Raw genomic sequence first — 15,418 nt, 5'->3', positions numbered from 1 at the left:
CCGGACTGCGGGCCGCGGCCTTTCCGCCTCGGAAGGCTCGGTGGGTGGGGGAGGGTCGGGGTCCGCCGCCGGTCGGCGGCGGACCCGTGGTCAGGCGTGGGGGCCCACGGTGACGGTGTCGAAGGCCAGGCGCGGAGAGGCCTGGAGGATGCGCCCGACCCGTTCGGCCTGCTCGGCGACGGCGTCGCGCCGTGCGGGCGGGAGCGGGGCCAGGGCCTCCACGGTGATGTCGAGGTGACGGCCCGACCTCCGCTGGTGCCAGACCCCGGCCGCCAGGCCGTCCACGAACAGGACGGGGTGGGTCCCGGCCTGGCCCCGGGCCAGCGCACGCCGGCGGGCCGGTCCGGGGAAGACCACCTCGCGCGGGTGGCAGCCCACGGTGTAGGCGTCGAAGTAGGGCAGCAGCAGGACCTCCGGGGCGGGGGCGGGAGGGTCGGCGGCGTCCCCGGCGACCTGGTAGAGGGTGGCGCCCTCCACCTCGACGGGTTCGACGAGCCCGCCCATGGACGCGAACAGCTCGACCGCCCAGCGCCTGGGCGCGGAGAGCCACTGGGCGAAGTGCTGGGGCGTGGCCGGGCCGTAGGCGCGCAGGTAGGCGGTCAGCACGTGGGCGAGGGCCCGGTCGGTGTCGGCCGGAGCGGTGTCCGGAAGCCATCGGCGGGGGCTGGTGTAGGTGACCTTGCGGCCGCGCATCGGGCCGAAGCACAGGGAGCCGCGGTTGGCGAGGGTGTGGGTGGCCTGCCGCCAGCGCGGCCACTTGGCCTGGAAGGCGTCCATGACGGGGTCGGCCGCCCAGGAGCCGGCCCGCTCGGCCAGGGCCTCGGTGAGCTCGTCCACGGTCATCTCGGCGCCGGCGAGGACGGAGGCGGACGCCTCGACCAGTTCGTCGGTCTGCTCGGGGGTGAGCAGCGCCCCCTTGGGGGAGGGGTTGCCCGCGCGCTGGGCCGCCGAGAGCGCCGCGGTCCACAGCGGCAGCTCGCGGGTGGGCAGCAGGTGGACGGTGCCGCGCGGGCCGAAGGTCTTGACCAGCTCGTGGGTCTCCCACAGGGCGGCGCGCACATGCGTGCGGTCGGCGCCCTCCAGGCGCAGGCCGAGCGACACCTCGGCCGCCGACATCACCTGGGCGTGGACCCCGCACATGGCGCCGACCACGTCGGACGCGCTCGTTCCCGGGGAGGTGAGCGCATGGCGCCACAGGCGTCGCGCGGTCATGTCCTGCCAGGTGGGGGTGCCCATGGGTCTCCTCGGGGTGCTGTGGTGTGCCCCCACTCTAGGAACCGTGCAGGTCGGGAACTGTCCTCCACTCGGCGGGCGGTGCCCCCTTCCGCGACCGCGTGCGAGGCAGCTCGGGGCGGGCCCGGCCCGGCGTGCGGTCAGGACTGGTCCAGGGCCCGTTCGATCGCGCGGCGGGCCAGAGCCTCCGCGAACCGGTGGGGCGGCCCCCGGGTAGGCCGGGCCCTGTGGGCGGTCCCGGCCGCGCGGGGTCCCGGTGTTCCGCCGTCTGCCACCGCCGCACCAGTCCTCGGAGGTCTCAGGGGCCGTTGCGGCTACTCACCGGTCGCCTGCCCCGTCGCCGGGTGCTCGGGGGGACGCCCCTTCTGCGACGGCGGGGCGGACGGGTGCTTCGCGGAGGAGAACTGTCCCGTGGCGATCAGGACCACGACGAGCGCGAGCGGCACGATCCATCCGCTCCAGCCCAGGACCGTCGCCTGCGTGGTGTCGACGTGCTCTCCCGCCTTCGCGAAGAGGAGGTAGGACCCGCCCGCCCCGTTGAACGCGGCATGTGCGAGGGCTGCGGGCCACACGGACCCCGAGCGGAGCCTCAGCCAGCCGAAGACCGCGCCGATCAGAACGCACATGCCGACCATCGCGGCCAGGCCGAGCCAACCCGGCGCATCGGGGTAGTTGTACCCGAGGAGGATGAGCGGCGCGTGCCATAGGCCCCAGATCACGCCGGAGGCCAGCAGGGCCGGCAGGGTGCCGAGCGGCATCAGTTTCGGGAGCAGCCACCCTCGCCACCCGAGTTCCTCGCCCAGGGCCGGAAGCAGGTTGACGAACGCCGCCAGGGGGAGTGCGGCGAGCTGGACGGCGATGAGCGCGCCGATCGGCATCGGGATCTCGGCAGCGCCTGCGGCGCCCGCCTGCTCGTCGAGGGCCTGCTGGAACGCGGAGAAGTTCGCGAAGTCGGCCGGATAGACCCCCAGCAGTGCGCCCACCGGAAGCGCCACCAGGACCAGGGCGATGGACACGAAGATCCCCAGCGCCCCGTAGCCGAGCAGCCCGCGGACCGGCCTCAGCGGCCAGACCCCGAGTTTCCACGCCTTGTGCTTCGGCCGCTCCACGAAGAACACGACGACGAGGGCGGCGATCGCGGGGGTCGCCATCGTGGCGGTCGCCACGAAGGGGAACCAGGGGCCGGCGAGCCCGTCACCGAACCAGAGCGGGAGCGCGAAAAGCCAGGCGAGCGCGAACGCCAGGGCGGTGAACACGCCGATGGATCGCAGATCGCGGCCGTCCATGCGGGGTCCGCCCCGGGCCGCGGTCGTCCTCGGTCCGCCCGCAGATCCGATGGTCACGGCGTCTTCCCCTCCAGGATGTGCAGACCGGCGATGGCGCGGTCGTCGCGGAACGCGATCCGTGCCGTGTAGTCGCCCGCCTCGAACGAGAGCGGCGTGTTCGTGACCGTCACGTCGCCGGCCCGGGCGACCTCCGGCTCCCCCCTTCCTTCGAGAGCTCCCGACAGGCCGACGATCTGCGCCCACGCGGCCGCGAGCGCGTCCTCCGACAGGCCGTCGCGCATGGCCGGATCGAACTGCTCGGTGACCCGCGTCCATTGCCCGGCAGCGAGGTCCCCGATCACCGAGGCGGCCAGTTCGGCGGCGCCGGGGAGCGGTGTGGTGTTCATGGGTTCTCCCGTTCTGGGATCGATCGGTTTGCCATAGCGCTGAAACGCCGCTTGCCTGCTCACGCCGAGCGCGTCACCGATGACCTGCCACGTGGCGCCGTTCTGGCGCGCCCGCTGCACGACAGCGCGCACGACGTCGTCGGCAGCCGCCTGCATGCCCACGGCACGGCCTATCGCGTCGGCCCAGTCGTCGTCCTTCGTCAGGACGCGTGACGCGAGGAACGCGTCCAGGCGCGCCTTCACGTTCCTCAGCGCATCTGTCAAATTTCCTTGCATATGTAAAGGATACCTTTACAACCGGACCGCGCGACAGGGGGGTGTGCGCGACGGTGTGCGACGCCGCCCGCCCGGGTGCGTGCGCGGGCATGGGCGCCGGAGGCCCGGGAGGCGCCCCCGCTGGAGGACCACTCCCTTGCCGAAGGCTGCCCCCGGGACCGCGCCTCGCCCTCCCGCCAGGGCCTCGACCGGGGCCCGCCGAGCCGTCTCCGCCCGCTTCTCCCGGGCGCCACGACCCCCTTCCCGGCGGAAACGCCCCCGGTGCGCGGGGGTTTTCCGCGGTTTTCCTCCTCGGAGCCCCTTGCGGCACCTCCGGCCCACTGGTGTGGACGGACGGTTTGCCGTACGCTGGAAAGCGCTTTCACAAGGAGAGGTGGTAACAACCCATGAGTGATCACGTGCTGGGTGTCGCCATGAACGGCGTCACCGGACGCATGGGGTACCGGCAACACCTGACCAGGTCGATCCTGGCGATCCGCGAGGCCGGAGGGGTTCCCCTGCCCGACGGCTCCCGGATCATCCCCGAACCCGTGCTGGTCGGGCGCTCCGAGCGGAAACTGCGCGAGATCGCGGACCGGCACGGCATCGAGCGCTGGACCACCGACCTGGACTCGGTTCTCTCCGACGACCGGATCTCGATCTACTTCGACGCGCAGATCACGCACGCCCGCGAGGCCGCGGTGCGCGCCGCCATCGCCGCGGGCAAGCACGTCTACGTCGAGAAGCCCACCGCGAGCACGCTCAGCTCGGCGCTGGAACTGGCCAAGCTCGCCCGCGACGCGGGCGTGCGCAACGGCGTCGTCCAGGACAAGCTCTTCCTGCCCGGCCTGCTCAAACTGCGCCGGCTGGTCGAGAGCGGCTTCTTCGGAAAGGTCCTTTCCGTCCGGGGGGAGTTCGGCTACTGGGTCTTCGAGGGCGACTGGCAGCCCGCGCAGAGGCCCAGCTGGAACTACCGGGCCGAGGAGGGCGGCGGCATGGTGCTGGACATGTTCCCGCACTGGCACTACGTGCTGGAGCACCTGTTCGCCCCGGTGCGCACGGTCACCGCCAAGGTGGCCACCCACATCCCGCAGCGCTGGGACGAGGAGGGGCGCGCCTACCAGGCCACCGCCGACGACTCCGCCTACGGCATCTTCGAGCTGGAGGGGGGCGTCATCGCCCAGATCAACTCCTCCTGGAACGTGCGCGTCAACCGCGACGAGCTCGTGGAGTTCCAGGTCGACGGGACCCACGGCAGCGCCGTGGCGGGGCTGCGCTCCTGCCGCTTCCAGCACCGCGCCTCCACCCCCAAGGCCGTCTGGAACCCCGACCTGGAGGACCCCGCCAGCTACCGCGAGCAGTGGGAGGAGGTCCCCGACAACACCGACTTCCCCAACGGGTTCCGCGCCCAGTGGGAGGGCTTCCTTCGGCACGTGGTCCTGGACACCCCGTTCCCGCACGACCTGCTCTCCGGCGCGCGGGGCCTGCAGATGGCCGAGGCCGGACTGCGCTCGGCCCAGAACGGGCACACCGTCGAACTGGACGAGGTCACCCTGACGTGAACACACTGCGCCTGCCCTCCCCCGACGGCGCCGTCGCGCCCTACACGCTGACCGGCGCCCCCGCCGACACCTCCCCCCTGCCGCCCGCGCGCTCCCGCGTCGCCTACGCGGCGGCCCACGTGGTCGCCGACCCGGCGGCCCCCAACGCGCCCGGGGCCCCCGCCCGCCTGGACTGGGAGGCCACCCTCGCCTTCCGCCACCACCTGTGGGACCAGGGGCTGGGCGTCGCCGACGCCATGGACACGGCCCAGCGCGGCATGGGCCTGGACTGGGAGGCCACCGCCGAGCTGATCCGCAGGTCGGGGGCGGAGGCCGCCGCGCGCGGCGCCGCCCTGGCCTGCGGGGTGGGAACCGACCAGCTCGATTCTTCCCATGTCGACCTGGAAAGCGTTATCACGGCCTACGGGGAGCAGCTCGACGTCGTCCAGGGCGCCGGTGCCACACCCGTCCTGATGGCCTCGCGTGCCCTGGCCGCCGTCGCCCAGGGGCCGGAGGACTACGCCAAGGCCTACGGCCGCCTGCTGCGGAGGGCGGAGCGCCCGGTCGTCCTGCACTGGCTGGGCACCGCCTTCGACCCGGCCCTGGCCGGGTACTGGGGGTTCGCCGACCCGGCCGAGGCGATCGAGCCCGTGGCCGCGCTGATCGCCGAGCACGCCGACGCGGTGGAGGGCATCAAGGTCTCCCTGCTCGACGCCGCCCTGGAGGTCCGGCTCAGACGCCTGCTCCCCGAGGGCGTGCGGCTGTACACCGGCGACGACTTCAACTACCCCGACCTGGTGCTGGGCGACGAGCAGGGCCACTCCCACGCCCTGCTCGGGATCTTCGCCGCCATCGGACCGGCCGCCGCCCGGGCGCTCGCGGCGCTGGACGAGGGCGACACCGGCCGCTACCGCGCGCTGATGGACCCGACCGTCCCCCTGGCCCGGCACCTGTTCGCCGCGCCCACCTTCTACTACAAGACCGGCATCACCTTCCTGGCCTGGCTCAACGGCCACCAGAAGGGGTTCCACATGGTGGGCGGCCTGCACAGCGCCCGCGACCTGCCCCACCTGGCCCAGGCCCTGCGCCTGGCCGACGCCGCCGGGGTCCTCTCCGACCCCGACCTCGCCGCGGCGCGCATGCGTGCCCTGCTCCAGGTGTCGGGGGTGGACCAGTGACCACGTACCCGCCCCACGGCGCCGCCCCGGTGGTGCCCGGCGCCGTCGACGTCCCCTCCGGCCTCCCTGCGGCCGTGGACACCCCGGAGCCGGGCGACCCCCGGCTCGCGCGGCTGTCCCTGAACCAGGCCACCGTCAAGCGCTGGAGTCTGACCCAGGCGGTGGACGGGTGCCTGCGCGCCGGGCTGCCCGCCATCGGCCTGTGGCGCGAACCGGTCGCCGAGACCGGGCTCGCCAAGGCCGCGGACCTGGTGCGCCGCAGCGGTCTGCGGGTCTCGTCCTACTGCCGTGGAGGGTTCCTCACCGGTGAGGACAGGGCCGCCGCGCTGGAGGACAACCGCCGGGCCGTCGACGAGGCCGCCGAGCTGGGAGCGCCCTGCCTGGTCATGGTGGTGGGCGGCATGCCGGACGGGGACCGCGACCTCGCCGGCGTGCGCGAGCGGATGGTCGAGGCCCTGGCCGAGCTCGTCCCGTACGCGGTCGAGCGCGGTGTGCGCCTGGCCCTGGAGCCGCTGCACCCGGTGTTCTGCGCCGACCGCGCGGTGCTGTCCACCCTGGGGCAGGCCCTGGACGTGGCCGAACGCTTCGACGCCGAGGCGGCGGGCGTGGTCGTGGACGCCTACCACGTGTGGTGGGACCCGCAGGTGTGGACCCAGATCGAGCGGGCCGGGGCGGGCGGGCGCATCGCCTCCTTCCAGGCCTGCGACTGGGTGGTGCCGCTGCCGGCCGACAACCTGCTGGGCCGGGGCATGGTCGGTGACGGCCACGCCGACGTGCGCGGCCTGCGCCGGGCCGTGGACGCGGCGGGGTACGACGGGGACATCGAGGTGGAGATCTTCAACCGGCAGGTGTGGGACGCCGACGGCGACGACGTCATCGCCACCCTGGTCCGGCGTCATGTGCAGCACGTCCTGTGAGGTCCCGCGGACCTCGCCGGGGCCGCCCGTACCCGGGGCGGCCCCGATCCCTCAACAGCCAAGGAGCGGCATGAACTTCGAAGGAATCCTGTTCTTCCCCCTCACCCCCTTCGACTCCGGAGGAGGCGTCGCCGAGGCCGTGCTGGCCGAGCACGTCGCCTCGGGCGTGGAGCAGGGGGCCGGCGGGGTGTTCGCGGCGTGCGGTACAGGTGAGGTGCACGCCCTGTCGGCCGCCGAGCACGCCGCGGTGGTGCGGCGGTCGGTGGAGGTCACCGCGGGGCGTGTGCCCGTGGTGGCCGGTGCGGGCGGCAGCGTCGGCACCGCGGTCGAGCAGGCCCGCGCGGCCCGGGAGCTGGGCGCGGACGCCGTGCTGCTGCTGCCCCCCTACCTGGTGGGCGCCCCGCAGAGGGGGCTGGTGGAGTACGTGCGCACCGTGACCTCGGCCGTCGACATCCCGGTGATCGTCTACCAGCGCGGATCGATGGTGTTCACCCCCGAGAGCGCCGCCGAGCTGGCGGCGATCCCCACGGTGGTGGGCATCAAGGACGGGGTGGGCGACCTCGGGCGCATGCACCAGATCGTCCTGGCGGTGCGCGAGGTGCGAGGTGACGAGTTCACGTTCTTCAACGGGCTGCCCACGGCGGAGCTGACCGTGGCGGCCTACCGGGGTGTGGGGGTGCCGCTGTACTCGTCGGCGGCGTTCGCGTTCGTGCCCGAGGTGGCGAACGCGTTCTACACGGCCTTCCACGCGGGGGACCCGCTCGCGGACCGGCTGCTGTCCGGGTTCTTCGAGCCGCTGGTGCGGCTGCGCGACCGGGTGCCCGGGTACGCGGTCTCCCTGGTCAAGGCGGGGGCGCGGCTGCGCGGGGTGGAGGCGGGCGGGGTGCGTGCCCCGTTCACCGACCCCACGGCCGAGGAGGTGGCGGCTCTGGGAGAGCTGATCGAGACGGGCCTGTCCCTGGTGAAGGAGGGCTGACGGTGCGTGTCACCGAGGTCGTGGCCCGTGCCTACCGGCTGCCGCTGCACCGGGCGTGGGACGGGGGGGTGGACCGCAACGACGTGGTGGTGGTGCGGGTGGCCACCGACACGGGGCTGGTCGGCACGGGGTTCTCGTGGACCCCGCTGATCGGGGCCCGTGCGGTGGCGGCGCTGGTCAACGACGACCTGGCCCCGGTCCTGGCGGGGGGTGCGGCGCACCCCTCCCGGTGGGACGAGCTGCGCTGGCACCTGCGCGAGGCGGGGACCAGCGGGCTCACCCTGATGGCGCTGGCCGGTGTGGACATCGCCCTGTGGGACCTGTCCGCCCGTGCGGCGGGGGTGAGCCTGGTCGACCTGGTGGGCCGGCGCCGTGACTCGGTGGAGTCCTACGGCAGCGGGGTCAACCTCGACTACTCGCTGTCCGACCTGGTGGAGCAGGTGCGGGGCTGGGTCGGGGCGGGGCACCGGGCGGCCAAGATGAAGGTGGGCTCGGCCGAGATCTCCCGCGACGTCGAGCGCGTGGGCGCGGTGCGGGAATCGCTGGGGCCGGAACGGTTGTTGATGGTGGATGCCAACCAGCGCTGGGACGTGCCCAGGGCGGCGCGGGCGCTGCGCGCGCTGGAACCGTTCGATCCGTACTTCGTGGAGGAGCCCCTGCCCGCCGAGGACCTGGAGTCGCATGCCCGCCTGCGCGAGCGGACGGGCATCGCTTTCGCGATCGGTGAGAACCTGCGCACGGCCGAGGAGTTCGAGCGGGCCGTGGACCTCGGTGTGTGCGACGTGGCGCAGCCCAACGTGGTGCGGGTGGGCGGGGTGACCCCGTTCCTGCGGATCGCGGAGTCGATGGCGCGCCGCGGCGTGCCGGTGGCTCCGCACCTGTTGCCCGAGCTGTCGGGCCAGTTGGCGCTGTGCCTTCCCCGGGTGGCCATGGTCGAGGACATCGACCGTGCCTCCTTCGCCGCGCTGGGAGCGTTGGCCCGCCCCAGCGGGGTGGAGTTCGACCGGGGGACGGTGCGCGCCGACACCGGGCTCGGCCACGGCCTGGTGTTCGCCGACACGCTCACCCCGGTCGCGGACCCCTCCCCCTAGCACAGGGTTCGCGACCGTGCGCCGGGGCGCCCTCCGCCGGTCGGGGGGCGCCCCGGCGCGGTCATGAGCACGGGTACTCAGAGGGGGTGGGTGCGGGTGCCGATGTGCGCTGTGCCGCCCCGGCCTAGGTTCGGGGCATGCCCTACCTCCTCCTCGGCCACACCGCGATGGTCCTCCACTTCGCGTTCCTCGGCTTCGTCGTCCTCGGCGGGTTCCTGGCCTGGCGATGGCCCCGGCTGTTCCGGGTGCACCTGGTGGTCGCCGCCTACGCCGTGGGCATCGTGATCGTCGACTGGCCGTGCTTCCTGACGGAGATCGAGAACTGGGCCCGGCTCAACACGGGTCGCCCGGTGATGGAGTTCGGCTTCATCGACTTCTATCTGACGGAGCGCCTGTACCCCCGCGAGCACCTCATGACCTCGCGCTGTGTGATGGCCGCCGTCGTGGCCGCGGCCTGGGCGGGTGTGTGGGTGCGCCGTCGGCGTGCCCGGTCCGGCGGTGTCTGCGCGCCGACGGCCTGAGGGCGGTGATGAGCAGAACCCGGCCACGGCCCGTACGACGGCCCCTGGATCGTTCTCCATCGGGATGTGCCCGGCCCGCGCGACGCGCACCAGCGTGGTCCGCGGGATCTCGGCGGCGAACCGCTCCGCGTGGGCGACCTCCCGGAACGGGTCGTCCTCGCCGCACACCAGCAGTTCGGGGATCGGGGACGCGCGCAGTGCGGGCACCGGGTCGAGGGTGTGGCGGGAGTCCGCCGCGGCGGCCGGTGCCGTCCAGGGCCGGGCGGTCCGGACGTGGGGGCGGTCAGGGAGCGGTGATCTCCGCAGCTGCCTGGTCGTAGGCGCGGATGCCCGCGCTGATCGCGTGCACGGTCCACAGGTAGTGCTCGTCCCAGTCGTGCAGGTCGACCTCACCGGGGTCGGGGAAGGCGATTCCCAGCTCGTCGTAGGCGTTGGCCAGTGCCCAGCGCGCCGACGCCTCGTGCTCGAGGTTGTAGCCGCTGTCCTCGCTCAGGACCTTGCGCGCCTGCTCCAGGACACCGAGGGACTCGGCCTCCCCGGTCAGCCAGTCGCGGAAGCGCGGCTCGGACCAGGAGCGGGCGGTGCCGGCGTCCAGCGTCTGTGCCCAGTAGGCGGGGTCGACGCCGCTGAAGCGGAAGCTGCTGAAGATGTCGGGGGAGCCGTTGGCGAAGACGAAGGCGCCGTGGTCGCCGCGCACCATCAGCCCACCGGGGAACGCGTGCAGATCCCACCAGGCTGTGCCCTGTTCGAAGTGCAGGTGGCGGTATCTGGCGTTGTCCATGCGCACGTCCATGGTGAACCCCGCGCTGTCGCGGGCGAACGCCTGCTTGGCGCGGTCGAGTTCGGCGGGACTGATCGTCCGGGGTTCGTCCACGGGTGCGGTGCGATCGGTCGGGTCGATGTCGGCGGCGCGCAGGTCGGCGTAGACGGTGTCGCGGTCCACGCTGTGGCGAGTGGCCAGGGCGCGGATGTCGCGGTCCCCGCGCCGCCAGGCGGCGGCAATGTCGCGGGCGCGCTGCTCGGCGAGGGCTCTGCGGGCGGTCAGGGGCGAGGTGGTGCGGTCGTTCATGGGCACAGCCTGTGTCGAACAAGACGACGTGTCCAATCACCCGTCATGTCTGACAAGTGAGCCCAGGGGGGCGTTCGGGGGTGGGCCGAGTACGCCGGAAAGCGGCCATGGGCTGGTCAACCGCCCCGGGCGCAAGCGCGTTGGAGGGGTCGGCTTGCACCATCTGGACCTGCCGCGTCCGGAGGTGGCCGAGGCCTCCGGGCGGATCACCGGGCCCCTGCGCCCGGCCGGCCTCCCCACGGCCACCGGAACGCTGGTCGCGCCGCTGCTGCTCCGCTTCGCCGAACGTCACCCGCGGGTCGGGGTCCGCCCCGTGGAGGGCTTCGACCGGGACGTGCGCGACCGGCTGCGCCGAGGCCGGCGTGGTCGTCCTGCCGGCGCCGGGGCTGGACACGGTGGACCCGGGCGGTGACGGGATGGTGGCGGTGCTGCCCGAGGGCCACCGGTGGGCGGTCGACTGCCCGGCGAGGCCGCCGGCTTCGCCGTGCGGAAACCGGTTGCGGAGGACGGCGCCCGCCAGCATGCTGGCGGGCATGCAGATCCGTGAGGCCGTTTCCGCCGACTGGCCCGCCATGTGGGCCTTCATGCGCCCCGTCATCGCCGCGGGCACGACGTTCACGTGGGAGACCGACCTCGGTCCGGAGGAGGCGCGCGAGCGCTGGTTCCCGCCCCCGCCCGGGCGCACGTTCGCGGCCGTGGACGCCGACGGGACGGTGCTGGGCACCGCCAACTCCGTCCGCAACCACCGCGGGCCCGGGTCGCACGTCGCGAGCGCGAGTTTCATGGTCGACGCCGCCCACGGCGGGCGCGGTGTCGGCCGTGCGCTGGCCGCCCACGTGCTGGACACGGCCCGCGCCGACGGGTTCCGCGCGATGCAGTTCAACGCTGTCGTGGAGACCAACACCCGCGCGGTCGCGCTGTGGCGCTCCCTGGGCTTCACGGTCGTGGGCACCCTGCCCGAGGGGTTCGCGCACCCCGAGCACGGCTACGTCGGCCTGCACATCATGCACCGCAGGCTCTGAGCCACGGCCGCCGGCCCGCGCGCCAGCGGTGGCACGGACCGGTCGGCCCCGCATACGGGGCCGGGGGAGCCGGCCTCCGCGCCGCGCCCCTCATCCCCGGGGGAGAACTCCCGCCATGGTCAGACCGAGCATCCGGTCCGCCTCGGCGACGGGGTCGGGGTGGTGTTCCGTGGCCAGGGTGATGCCGGTGACCAGGGTGACCAGATCCTCGGCGGTCACGCCCGGGGCCACCGCGCCCGCCTCCGCGGCGCGCTCCACCAGCGGTTCACCGGCAGCGGCGAGCTCGTCCGCGCAGGTGTTCCCGTGCTCCGCGTCGGCGGAGGCCCCCGTGTCGCGGAGCAGGGCCACGGCCAGCCCCCGAGTGGACGCGCCGTACTCGGTCACGGCGCGCAGCCACTCCAGGAGCGCGGTCCGGGCGTCGGCCGCGCCTGCCAGGTCCCGCGCGTGGGCGCACAGGGCCTCGATCCGTCCGCGGAAGACCGCGTCCAGCAGGGCGCGGCGGTTGGGGAAGTGGCGGCGTACGGTGGCCGATCCGACCCCCGCGACACGGGCGATCTGCTCCAGGGAGGCGTCCGCGCCGTGCGCGGCGATCTCCTCCTCGGCCACGGCGAGCAGGCGGGCGTGGTTGCGCCGGGCGTCCGCGCGCTGGACGGGCATGGTGTCACCTCGGCTGTTGCTAAGTGGCGGGGTCCTCCGTATCTTAGCGGACAAGAAACGGCGGGGCCCGCCGTTTAGTGGTGCACACCCGAGGAGCGACCCCATGTCCACGAATTCCGCACCCGTCCTGGTCACCGGCGCCACCGGCCGCCAGGGCGGCGCCACGGCCCGCGCCCTGCTCGCGGCGGGCGTCCCCGTCCGCGCCCTGGTGCGGGACCCCGCGACCGAACGGGCCAGGGCCGTGGAGGCGCTCGGCGCGGACCTGGTCACCGGCGACCTCCGCGACCGCGACTCGGTGGCCGGGGCCGCCGAGGGGGCCCGGGCGGTCTTCTCGGTTCAGATGCCCGAGATGAGAGGGGACTCCGTCGACTTCGGGGGCGAGGTGGCCCAGGCCGCCAACCTGATCGCGGGCGCACTGACCGCGGGCGTGCCGCAGTTCGTGCACACGTCCGTCTCCGGAGCCGGGCAGCACACCGGCATCGCCGGATGGGACGAAGGCCGCTGGACGGCGCTGGAGCCCTACTACACCGCCAAGACCGGGATCCAGGACCGGGTGCGGGAGGCGGGGTTCCGGCACTGGACGATCCTCAAGCCGGGCTTCTTCATGGAGAACTTCCTCCCGTCGGCGGCGTTCCTGTTCCCCCGAGGCGTCGAGGGCGGCCTGGTGAGCGTGCTGAAGCCCGGGACGCCGGTGTCCCTCGTCGCCGTCGACGACATCGGCGGGGCGGCCGCCGCGGCGGTGGCCGACCCGGAGCGGTTCCACGGGGTCGAGCTGGAGCTGGCGAGCGACCACCTGACCATGACCGAGATCGCGCGGACCCTGTCACGCGCCCTGGGGACCGAGCTGGGCGCGCCCGACATGAGCACGGAGGAGGCGTTCGCCGCGGGGATGCCGGGGATGGGGGCGTCGCACGAGTTCATGAACGTGACCGGCCAGCCCGCCCGGCCGGAGTTCGCGCGGGCCCTCGGCATCCCGCTCACGACCTTCGCCGAATGGGCGGACCGCTACCTGCGCACCGCCGGCTGACACCGCCCGCGCATCCGCCGGACACGCGTGTGGGCCCGCCCTCCGGGGGCGGGCCCACACCGGAGCGGTGCCGGCGGCGGGGTCAGACGGTGCCGACGGCCGGCCTCCGGGCCGACCGGCCGGGCGGCGCGGTGCTCTCCCGCTCGACGACCTCGCCCCGGACGGTGATCACGCGGGCCTCCTCGCCGGAGCCCTCCTCCAGGGCGAGCACCGCGGCGCGCTCGCCCATCTCCTCCAGCGGAAGGCGCACGGTGGTCAGGGCGGGGGTGAGGTCGCGCAGGGTCGGGATGTCGTCGAAGCCCGCCACCGACAGGTCCTCGGGCACGCGCAGCCCCAGGTCGCGCAGGGCGGCCATCGCCCCGGTGGCCATCACGTCGTTGACCGCGAACAGGCAGGTGGCCCCGGTGCCGACCGCCATCAGGCGGCGGGTGGACTCGTAGCCGCCGTCGCGGGTGAACGCGCCGTGCACCACGTTGTGGTGGGCCAGCTCCAGGCCCGCGCCCGAGAGCGCCGAGTGGAACCCGTCCAGGCGCTCGCGCGCGGTCCACAGGTCGGTGGGCCCGGCCAGGATGGCGAACTCGCGGTGCCCCTGCGCGATGAGGTGGCGTGCGAGGTCGGCCGCGCCTGTGTGGTTGTCGGGCGTGACCGTGTCGGCGGGCAGCCCCTCCTGGGACACGCACGCCACCCGTCCGCCCTGGCGGCGGAACAGGCGGATCTCCTCGGCCAGGCGGCGGTTGCTCTCGTCGTCGGTCGAGCGCGATCCGACCAGCACCACCGCGCGCGCCCGGTGGGCGCGCAGGGCGGCCAGGATGCGCCCCTCCTTCTGGGCGGAGCGGCTCGTGGTGCCCAGCACCAGGACCAGTCCGCGCTCCTCGGTGTGGCGGGTGACCCCCGCCGCGATCGAGGAGAAGTAGGGGTCGGCGATGTCGTGGACGAGCAGCCCGACCAGTGAGCTGCTGTTGCGGGCGAGCGTCTGCGCCGAGGCGTTGGCCAGGTAGCCGAGTTCCTGGGCGCTCGCGGTGACCTTGTCGCGCAGCCGCTGGCTCACCTGCCTGGTGCTGCCGTTGATCACCCTGGAAGCCGTGGCCAGGGACACCCCGGCGTGTGAGGCGACCTGTTCCAGCGTCACGTAACCGGACTCCACACCGCTCCCTCTTCTGGTTCGGGCCACTGGGAAAACTCTTTCCTAGCGTAGCGGAGCCCTCGACCTGTTCACGGCCGATCGGGTCTCACGGGGTGGGGGCGGACATCTGGTCGCGCCAGGTCCGGGTGGGGTTCCAGCCGAGGGCGGTGCGGGCGGCCTCCGAGGAGAACACGGAGCGGCCGTCCGCCAGGGACGCGGCGGTCTGCGCCGTGGAGGGGTGGAAGCGGGGGAGCAGCTCGTGGACCGGGCCCTCCGCGAGCGGGTCCGGCGCGACGGCGTTGAACACCTGGCCGCTGCGCACCCGCTCCGGCCGCTCCACCACGAGCGCGAACAGCTCGGCGGCGTCGCGCGCGTCCACGTAGTTGAACAGGGAGGTCGCGGCCAGGGCCGGGTCGGCCAGGCGCTCGGCCATGGTGTGGCCGAGCTGGGTGACCGCGCCCCGCCACTCCTCGGGGGCGACCACGTAGCCGGGGCGCACGCAGGACAGCACGCAGGTGTCGCTGGTGCGCGCCAGGGAGCGCACGGTGTCCTCGATGATGGCCTTGCTCAGCCCGTAGGCGTGCCAGGGGGCGACGGGGTGCTCCTCGTCCAGCGGCAGGGCCAGGGGCCGCCAGGAGGGCGTGTTGTAGCCGTAGACGGTGGGGCTGGAGGCGGCCACCGCCGAGCGGGCCCCGTGGGCGACGGCGGCGGAGAGCACGGCCCAGGCCAGGCCGGTGTTGACCTGGAGGGTCTCCACGTCGGGGCGGGCGAAGGGCACGGCGATCCCGGCCAGGTGGACGACGGCCTCGGGCCGCGCCCGGGTGAAGGCGTCCTCCCGACCCGCGTCGTCCAGCAGGTCGGCGACGATCCCGGTGACCCCGGCCGGGTGGTCCGCCTCGGCGGTGTCCACCGACGTGACGTCGTGGCCGCGCTCGGCCAGGGTGGCCACGACGCTGCGGCCGAGCCTCCCCGAGCCTCCGGTGACGAGGACGCGCATGGGTGATGCCTTTCTCTCGTACGGCGCGTGGGCGCCGTGGTCGTCCACAGGCCGGTGAAGGGCCTGGTCCGGCCCGCTCCGCGGGCCTGCATTCGTTATAGGGGCCGCCCGGACGGACGGCACCGTGCTGCCCGCCCGC

At 74.1% G+C, this 15,418-nt stretch carries 16 protein-coding genes and 1 pseudogene; 9 read left to right on the top strand and 8 right to left on the bottom strand.

The window, feature by feature from the left end:
- Positions 1-90: 90 nt before the first annotated feature.
- From ACQPYD_RS15515 to ACQPYD_RS15505, 3 genes are all read right to left on the bottom strand, one after another.
- Positions 91-1,236 carry a winged helix DNA-binding domain-containing protein gene (locus tag ACQPYD_RS15515; RefSeq protein ID WP_433701682.1) on the bottom strand — a complete coding sequence of 382 codons (1,146 nt, stop codon included), beginning with the start codon at positions 1,234-1,236 and terminating at the stop codon, positions 91-93.
- A gap of 311 nt (positions 1,237-1,547) precedes the next feature.
- On the bottom strand, positions 1,548-2,519 hold the full coding sequence (locus ACQPYD_RS15510; protein ID WP_433702068.1) for a lysostaphin resistance A-like protein: 972 nt from the start codon (positions 2,517-2,519) through the stop codon (positions 1,548-1,550).
- A gap of 53 nt (positions 2,520-2,572) precedes the next feature.
- Positions 2,573-3,136, bottom strand: coding sequence for a DUF3887 domain-containing protein (locus tag ACQPYD_RS15505; protein ID WP_433702067.1), 564 nt, complete (start codon positions 3,134-3,136; stop codon positions 2,573-2,575).
- Positions 3,137-3,567: 431 nt separating this feature from the next.
- Here ACQPYD_RS15505 and ACQPYD_RS15500 point away from each other — a divergent pair, with 431 nt between their 5' ends.
- The 6 genes from ACQPYD_RS15500 to ACQPYD_RS15475 all read left to right on the top strand — a co-directional run bounded on the left by ACQPYD_RS15500 (position 3,568) and on the right by ACQPYD_RS15475 (position 9,384).
- Complete coding sequence (locus tag ACQPYD_RS15500; protein ID WP_433701680.1) at positions 3,568-4,722, top strand: Gfo/Idh/MocA family protein; 1,155 nt, start codon at positions 3,568-3,570, stop codon at positions 4,720-4,722.
- Positions 4,719-5,879, top strand: a complete 1,161-nt coding sequence (locus ACQPYD_RS15495) for a dihydrodipicolinate synthase family protein (protein ID WP_433701679.1) — start codon at positions 4,719-4,721, stop codon at positions 5,877-5,879. The genes ACQPYD_RS15500 and ACQPYD_RS15495 overlap by 4 nt, the downstream gene beginning before the upstream one ends.
- A complete protein-coding gene (locus ACQPYD_RS15490) occupies positions 5,876-6,796 on the top strand; it encodes a sugar phosphate isomerase/epimerase family protein (RefSeq protein ID WP_402910437.1) in 921 nt (306 codons plus the stop codon). Before ACQPYD_RS15495 ends, ACQPYD_RS15490 begins: the two co-directional genes overlap by 4 nt.
- A 70-nt stretch (positions 6,797-6,866) precedes the next feature.
- Positions 6,867-7,772 carry a 5-dehydro-4-deoxyglucarate dehydratase gene (locus ACQPYD_RS15485; protein WP_433701678.1) on the top strand — a complete coding sequence of 302 codons (906 nt, stop codon included), beginning with the start codon at positions 6,867-6,869 and terminating at the stop codon, positions 7,770-7,772.
- 2 nt (positions 7,773-7,774) lie between these two features.
- Positions 7,775-8,863, top strand: a complete 1,089-nt coding sequence (locus ACQPYD_RS15480; protein ID WP_433701677.1) for a mandelate racemase/muconate lactonizing enzyme family protein — start codon at positions 7,775-7,777, stop codon at positions 8,861-8,863.
- A 137-nt stretch (positions 8,864-9,000) separates the two neighbouring features.
- Entirely contained in the window at positions 9,001-9,384 is a 384-nt protein-coding gene (locus ACQPYD_RS15475; RefSeq protein WP_433701676.1) for a DUF2784 domain-containing protein, read from the top strand.
- Positions 9,385-9,471: 87 nt separating this feature from the next.
- Here ACQPYD_RS15475 and ACQPYD_RS15470 read toward each other — a convergent pair.
- Positions 9,472-9,777 (bottom strand): annotated as a pseudogene (locus ACQPYD_RS15470) (alpha/beta fold hydrolase); the annotation flags it as partial.
- Positions 9,668-10,453, bottom strand: coding sequence for a hypothetical protein (locus ACQPYD_RS15465; protein WP_433701675.1), 786 nt, complete (start codon positions 10,451-10,453; stop codon positions 9,668-9,670). The pseudogene ACQPYD_RS15470 and the gene ACQPYD_RS15465, both read right to left, overlap by 110 nt.
- 154 nt (positions 10,454-10,607) lie before the next feature.
- Here ACQPYD_RS15465 and ACQPYD_RS15460 point away from each other — a divergent pair, with 154 nt between their 5' ends.
- Positions 10,608-10,865, top strand: coding sequence for a hypothetical protein (locus ACQPYD_RS15460; protein WP_433701674.1), 258 nt, complete (start codon positions 10,608-10,610; stop codon positions 10,863-10,865).
- A gap of 121 nt (positions 10,866-10,986) precedes the next feature.
- Entirely contained in the window at positions 10,987-11,475 is a 489-nt protein-coding gene (locus ACQPYD_RS15455) for an N-acetyltransferase family protein (protein ID WP_433701673.1), read from the top strand.
- A 90-nt stretch (positions 11,476-11,565) separates the two neighbouring features.
- On the opposite strand, the gene ACQPYD_RS15450 is transcribed toward ACQPYD_RS15455, so the two are convergent.
- Positions 11,566-12,132 (bottom strand): TetR/AcrR family transcriptional regulator, encoded by a 567-nt coding sequence (locus ACQPYD_RS15450; protein WP_433701672.1) that lies wholly within the window; start codon positions 12,130-12,132, stop codon positions 11,566-11,568.
- 103 nt (positions 12,133-12,235) lie between these two features.
- Here ACQPYD_RS15450 and ACQPYD_RS15445 point away from each other — a divergent pair, with 103 nt between their 5' ends.
- Positions 12,236-13,159: an NmrA family NAD(P)-binding protein gene (locus ACQPYD_RS15445; RefSeq protein ID WP_433701671.1), complete on the top strand. Its 924-nt coding sequence runs from the start codon at positions 12,236-12,238 to the stop codon at positions 13,157-13,159.
- A gap of 82 nt (positions 13,160-13,241) precedes the next feature.
- Here the strand turns inward: ACQPYD_RS15445 and ACQPYD_RS15440 are convergent, their stop codons facing one another.
- Both ACQPYD_RS15440 and ACQPYD_RS15435 read right to left on the bottom strand, forming a co-directional pair.
- The gene (locus ACQPYD_RS15440; protein WP_433701670.1) at positions 13,242-14,303 is read right to left on the bottom strand and encodes a LacI family DNA-binding transcriptional regulator; all 1,062 of its coding nucleotides are present in this window, start codon (positions 14,301-14,303) and stop codon (positions 13,242-13,244) included.
- An 85-nt stretch (positions 14,304-14,388) separates the two neighbouring features.
- Positions 14,389-15,279 (bottom strand): NAD-dependent epimerase/dehydratase family protein, encoded by an 891-nt coding sequence (locus tag ACQPYD_RS15435; RefSeq protein ID WP_267950133.1) that lies wholly within the window; start codon positions 15,277-15,279, stop codon positions 14,389-14,391.
- Between the last annotated feature and the right edge of the window lie 139 nt (positions 15,280-15,418).

Source organism: Nocardiopsis sp. CA-288880 (assembly GCF_050955985.1).
Taxonomy (GTDB): Bacteria; Actinomycetota; Actinomycetes; order Streptosporangiales; family Streptosporangiaceae; genus Nocardiopsis; species Nocardiopsis tropica.
Note: the sequence above shows the minus strand (reverse complement) of the source record. Positions and strands in the feature narration are given on the sequence as shown.

What these genes read in the sequence shown, in the direction of transcription:
- ACQPYD_RS15515 (WP_433701682.1), bottom strand. Translation starts at nt 1,236, where the DNA reads ATGGGCACCCCCACCTGGCAGGACATGACCGCGCGACGCCTGTGGCGC.
- ACQPYD_RS15510 (WP_433702068.1), bottom strand. Translation starts at nt 2,519, where the DNA reads ATGGACGGCCGCGATCTGCGATCCATCGGCGTGTTCACCGCCCTGGCG.
- ACQPYD_RS15500 (WP_433701680.1), top strand. Translation starts at nt 3,568, where the DNA reads ATGAGTGATCACGTGCTGGGTGTCGCCATGAACGGCGTCACCGGACGC.
- ACQPYD_RS15485 (WP_433701678.1), top strand. Translation starts at nt 6,867, where the DNA reads ATGAACTTCGAAGGAATCCTGTTCTTCCCCCTCACCCCCTTCGACTCC.
- ACQPYD_RS15475 (WP_433701676.1), top strand. Translation starts at nt 9,001, where the DNA reads ATGCCCTACCTCCTCCTCGGCCACACCGCGATGGTCCTCCACTTCGCG.
- ACQPYD_RS15465 (WP_433701675.1), bottom strand. Translation starts at nt 10,453, where the DNA reads ATGAACGACCGCACCACCTCGCCCCTGACCGCCCGCAGAGCCCTCGCC.
- ACQPYD_RS15455 (WP_433701673.1), top strand. Translation starts at nt 10,987, where the DNA reads ATGCAGATCCGTGAGGCCGTTTCCGCCGACTGGCCCGCCATGTGGGCC.
- ACQPYD_RS15450 (WP_433701672.1), bottom strand. Translation starts at nt 12,132, where the DNA reads ATGCCCGTCCAGCGCGCGGACGCCCGGCGCAACCACGCCCGCCTGCTC.
- ACQPYD_RS15445 (WP_433701671.1), top strand. Translation starts at nt 12,236, where the DNA reads ATGTCCACGAATTCCGCACCCGTCCTGGTCACCGGCGCCACCGGCCGC.
- ACQPYD_RS15435 (WP_267950133.1), bottom strand. Translation starts at nt 15,279, where the DNA reads ATGCGCGTCCTCGTCACCGGAGGCTCGGGGAGGCTCGGCCGCAGCGTC.